This is a genomic window from Kitasatospora sp. MY 5-36, from assembly GCF_001182915.1.
Classification (GTDB): domain Bacteria; phylum Actinomycetota; class Actinomycetes; order Streptomycetales; family Streptomycetaceae; genus Kitasatospora.
In genome coordinates this window covers 1-4,664 of record NZ_LFVW01000772.1, presented here as the reverse complement: position 1 = coordinate 4,664, position 4,664 = coordinate 1, and the positions used below count along the sequence as shown (strand labels likewise).

The following is a 4,664-nucleotide window of genomic DNA, read 5'->3' as shown; positions in this document are numbered from 1 at the left end:
CGTCGGGGGCGCCACCGGCGCCACCGGCGTCGGCGGCCACGGCCGGCACCGCCTCACCCGCCGCGCCCGCACCCTGCTCCGCACCGCCCGGACCCGCGGGCCCCGCTGACAGGACAGGGCGTTCCCGTGGAACTCTGGCTGCTGAACCACTTCTCCACCGCCCTGCTCGCCCTCCTGGTGGTCGGCGGCTTCGTCGTCCTCGCGGTGACCGCCAGCCTCGTCACCACCCGGCGCTTCCCCGCCCTCGTCGGAGGCGAGAACAACGACATGGTCGGCGTGGTGCTCGGCATGTTCGGGGCGATCTACGGGATCATCCTCGCCTTCGTCATCGTCAACCTGTGGACCGAGCTCCAGGACACCCAGAAGATCGTCTCCACCGAGGCGACGGCGGTCTCCCAGATCGCCCGCGACGCCGGCGCCTTCCCGCCCGACGTCCAGGCCGCCGTCGACGCCTCGGTCCGCGGCTACGTGCACGCCGTCGTCGAGAAGCAGTGGCCGCTGATGCGGGCCGGCCACGGCGACTTCTCGGTGACGGCCTCGAAAGTGGACGCGATCTACCAGGCGCTGCGCACGTACGAGCCGCAGTCCCAGTCCGAGCAGGCCTTCTACACCGAGGCCCTGAGCAGCCTCAACGACGCGGTCGGCCAGCGCCGGGACCGGATCAACGCCAGCCGCGAGGAACTGCCCGTGCTGCTCCAGGTCCTGATCGTGGGCGGCGCGCTGGTGATCCTCGCGCTGACCCTGCTGTACGGCATCCGCAGCCTGAAGGTGCGGATGCTGTTCGTCGGCTCGGTGGCCGCCCTGATCGGGTTCAGCCTGCTGCTCGTCCTGGTGCTCGACCGGCCCTTCGCCGGGGAGCTCAGCGTCTCGCCGGCACCGTTCAAGGAGAGCGCGCTGGCCAGGTTCTGGTGACGTGGCCTCTAGACTTCCGGCCATGACCATGCCCGACCCCTCCGCCGCGGACCGGCTCGCCCGGATCGTCCAGCTCTCCTCCGGGAGCTACCTGCTCGTCACCACGTACAGGAAGGACGGCACCGCCGTGCCGACCCCGGTGTGGGTGGTGCGCGACGGGGAGGCGCTCGGGGTCTGGACCGTCGCGGACTCCTGGAAGGTCAAGCGGATCCGCAACCGCGCCGACGTGCTGGTCGGCCCGTGCGACGTCAAGGGCCGCCCGACCGGCGAGCAGTACCCCGCCACCGCCGAGCTCCTCGGCCCCGAGCGCACCGCCGCCTACCGCACCCTGCTGCGCCAGAAGTACGGCCTGCTCGGCGTGCTCACCCTGCTCGGCAGCCGGCTGCGCCGCGGCGAGCGCGGCACCGTCGGCATCCGGATCACGCTGACGGACTGAGCGCCGACGGACCGGGCTACGGGTGCGGGCCCGCCAGTGCGCTGGGCAGCCCGACGAACCCCGACTCCGGTCCGAACCGCTCCTCCAGCCCGTCCGCCAGGGCGTTCAGCGCGGCCGCGCCGTCGCCGTGGAAGGACGAGCCGTGCATCACCGCCAGGGTGCGCGGGCGCAGCTCGGCGAGGGAGCGCAGCGCGGTCGCGGCGGCCGTCAGGCAGGAGGTCTGGCGGAACAGCCCCTCGGATTCCAGGGCCGATTCGACCAGGTCGGCGTCGGTGACGGCGGGCCCGTTGCCGAGGTGGGTGAACAGGTCGCCGCAGAACAGGGTGCGGGTCTGCTCCTCGAACAGCACCCGCGCCTCCCAGCCGTGCGGCACGTGCGCGGTGTTGATGTTGCGCACCCGGCGGCGCACCTGGCGCCCGCCGAGGTCCAGCACCTCGCCGTCGTCCATCGGCACCGGCGGGCGGTCGGCCAGGTCGTTCAGCGAGACCAGGCAGCCGAGCGTGTTGTGCGCGACCCGCGCGTGCGGGGCCGCGGCGAGGAACTCGTTCATCGCCCCGCACTCGTCCGCCTCGACGTGCCCGAAGGTCACCCACCGCAGCCGCTCCACCGGCAGCACCCGGCCGACCGCCTCGGACACCGCCGGGAACAACGAGCGCATCCCGGTGTGGAAGATCAGCGGCTCCTCGGCGTCGACCAGGAACTGGTTGAAGGTGAACCCGGCGGGCGGGGCGATCTCCGGGACGAAGGTCGAGATCCGGTAGATGCGTTCGGCGATCTCGTCGATGCGTGTGTCCATGGGCCCGTTGCCTACCCGAGCCGCCCGGGGCCGGCGCTCAGGCGGCACCGGACATGCCGCCCGCGTCGCCGGTTCGGCCGAGCGGCGCGGCTCCGACCGGCCGCCGCGGAACCCGGCCTGGCGGCGTGGCAGGCTGGCGGCCATGGACGAGAACGAGGCCGGGCCGCTCCCGCTGCTGGTGGTGGACGGCGCGAACGTGGTCGGATCGGTGCCGGACGGCTGGTGGCGCGACCGGCGGGGCGCCGCCGAGCGGCTGCGGGACGCGCTGGTGGCCGTCGCCGAACGGGGCGTGCCGGAGCACCCCGGCCCGTTGGAGGTGGTGCTGGTCGTCGAGGGCGCGGCCCGGGGGGTGGACGGCGTGCCCGGAGTACGGGTGGTGGCGGCAGTCGGCAGCGGCGACGACCGGATCGTGGAGCTGGTCCGGGCCGAGAAGACCCGAGACCCCGCCCGCACCTGTCTGGTCGCCACCGCCGACCGCGAACTGCGGGCCCGGGTCGGCGTGTCGGGTGCCACCGCCATCGGGCCGCGCAGCGTTCGGCCGTAGCCCTGCGATATGTCTAGTCGGCCTGGGTGGCGTACATGCCCCAGTGGATCGACGGGTCCGAGGTGTGCGCGGTGAACAGCAGGTCCCGGCCCGGGCGGGCGGGGACCTCCACCGAACCGACGCCGGTGGAGTCGACCGGGCACTGGACCGTGAAGTCGACCGGCGCCGCGCCGCCGATGTGCACGTCCACCGAGCCGCCGCCCCGGCAGCCGAGCGTGAACGTGAACGGCTGCGACGGGTTCACCGAGGCCGTCACGGCGCCGCCGTCGCCGATCCAGTCCGGTATCCAGATCAGCCCCTCCGGCCCCGGGTGCGGCAGGATCTCGCCCGTCCCCGGCTGGCCGGGAACCGCGGCGGGCGCCTCGGCCCCGCTCCCGGCCGGCTGCGCCACCGCCGTCCCGGCGAGGGCGAGCACCGCCCCCAGCGCCCCGGCCACCGCCGCGAAGCCGTGCTTCCCCGTACGCTTCATCGCTGGTTCCCCCTTCGGTGTTCCTCGGTCCGCACGCCCGGTGTTCGGCGTGCGGAGCAAACCTACGACGCCCCACTGACAAGGGACACCCGCCGGGGCGCCGCCCGGCGGAGCGGCCTGGCACCGCCGGTTCGGGAACGTACGGGAACCGGTTCCGGAACGTACGGGAACCAACCGCGTCGCCCGTCCGACTGCTGGGGGGTGAGTGCGAAGTCGCCGGGAGTCCGGCCGTTGAGTGTGCTGGCGGGGTTCGTCCTGCTGCTGGTGGTGGTGTTCGTGGTGGCCTACGGGGTGGGGCGCCAGGTCGGCCCGGTCGCGCCCGGGTTGCGGCCCGGTAGCGGGGGCGGCGCGTCGCCCGGGATGGACGGGCACGGCATGGGCGGGATGCGGTGAGCGCCGTCGCCGAGCCCGTGGTCGCCACCGATCTGGCGGTCGGCGGGATGACCTGCGCGGCGTGCGTGGGCCGGGTGGAGAAGCGGCTGGCCCGGATCGACGGGGTGACGGCCGGGGTGAACCTGGCGACCGGACGGGCCCGGGTGCTGCACCCGGCCGGGGTGCCGGTCGCGGAGCTGGTGGCGGCGGTCGAGCGGGCGGGCTACACCGCCGAGCCGCTGCCCGCGGGGGCGCCGGTCGGGGTGGCGGCGGAGGAGCCGGACGAGCGGTGGCGGCTGCTGGTCACCGCCCTGCTGGCCGTCCCGGTGCTGGTGCTGTCGATGGTGCCGTCGGCGCAGTTCACCGCCTGGCAGTGGGTCTGCTTCGCGCTCGCCGTCCCGGTGGTGACCTGGGGGTCGGCCGGGTTCCACCTCCGCGCCCTGCGGGGGCTGCGGCACGCGGCGGTGACCATGGACACCCTGGTCAGCCTGGGTGTGGTGGCCTCCTTCGGCTGGTCGGCGTACGCGCTGTTCCTCGGCGGGGCGGGCGATCCGGACATGCGGATGCCCTTCTCGCTGACCGCCGACGGCGGCGGCACCGCGCACGTGTACCTGGAGGCGGCGGTCGGCGTGCCGCTGTTCGTGCTGGCCGGGCGGCTGCTGGAGGGCCGGGTGCGGCGGCGCAGCGGGTCCGCGCTGCGGTCGCTGGCCGAGCTGGGCGCCAAGCAGGTGTGCCTGCGGGGGGCGGACGGCGAGGAGCGCCTGGTGCCGATCGAACTGCTGCTGCCCGGGCAGGAGTTCGTGGTGCGGCCGGGCGAACGGGTGGCCACCGACGGGGTGGTGGTCGACGGGGGTTCGGCGCTCGACCTGAGCCTGCTGACCGGGGAGAGCGTGCCGGTCGAGGTCGGCCCCGGGGACCGGGTGGCGGGCGCGACGGTGAACGTGGGCGGCGCCCTGGTGGTGCGGGCCACGGCGGTCGGCGCGGACACCCAACTGGCCCGGATCACCGCGCTGGTGGCGGAGGCCCAGGCCGGCAAGGCGCGGGCGCAGCGGCTGGCGGACGCGGTGGCCGGGGTGTTCGTGCCCTGCGTGCTGGCGGTCGCGGCGAGCGTGCTGGGCTTCTGGCTGGGCGCGGG

The 4,664-nt window shown here is 74.9% G+C and carries 7 protein-coding genes; 5 read left to right on the top strand and 2 right to left on the bottom strand.

Annotation, left to right across the window (positions count from 1 at the left end; translation table 11 throughout):
- Positions 1–126: 126 nt before the first annotated feature.
- Positions 127–912: a DUF4239 domain-containing protein gene (locus AE652_RS35665; protein ID WP_049659152.1), complete on the top strand. Its 786-nt coding sequence runs from the start codon at positions 127–129 to the stop codon at positions 910–912.
- Between the two features lie 22 nt (positions 913–934).
- The gene (locus AE652_RS35660; RefSeq protein WP_369808360.1) at positions 935–1,348 is read left to right on the top strand and encodes a PPOX class F420-dependent oxidoreductase; all 414 of its coding nucleotides are present in this window, start codon (positions 935–937) and stop codon (positions 1,346–1,348) included.
- A 16-nt stretch (positions 1,349–1,364) separates the two neighbouring features.
- Here the strand turns inward: AE652_RS35660 and AE652_RS35655 are convergent, their stop codons facing one another.
- Positions 1,365–2,144, bottom strand: coding sequence for a hypothetical protein (locus tag AE652_RS35655; RefSeq protein WP_049659151.1), 780 nt, complete (start codon positions 2,142–2,144; stop codon positions 1,365–1,367).
- Between the two features lie 142 nt (positions 2,145–2,286).
- Here AE652_RS35655 and AE652_RS35650 point away from each other — a divergent pair, with 142 nt between their 5' ends.
- On the top strand, positions 2,287–2,688 hold the full coding sequence (locus tag AE652_RS35650; RefSeq protein WP_049659150.1) for an NTP pyrophosphohydrolase: 402 nt from the start codon (positions 2,287–2,289) through the stop codon (positions 2,686–2,688).
- A gap of 13 nt (positions 2,689–2,701) precedes the next feature.
- On the opposite strand, the gene AE652_RS35645 is transcribed toward AE652_RS35650, so the two are convergent.
- Positions 2,702–3,157, bottom strand: a complete 456-nt coding sequence (locus tag AE652_RS35645; RefSeq protein ID WP_049659149.1) for a hypothetical protein — start codon at positions 3,155–3,157, stop codon at positions 2,702–2,704.
- 231 nt (positions 3,158–3,388) lie between these two features.
- Between AE652_RS35645 and AE652_RS46865 the strand changes: the two genes are divergently transcribed.
- The gene (locus tag AE652_RS46865) at positions 3,389–3,550 is read left to right on the top strand and encodes a hypothetical protein (protein ID WP_158077736.1); all 162 of its coding nucleotides are present in this window, start codon (positions 3,389–3,391) and stop codon (positions 3,548–3,550) included.
- A 47-nt stretch (positions 3,551–3,597) separates the two neighbouring features.
- A partial coding sequence (locus AE652_RS35635) for a cation-translocating P-type ATPase (RefSeq protein WP_049659153.1) occupies positions 3,598–4,664 on the top strand: 1,067 nt, incomplete at its 3' end.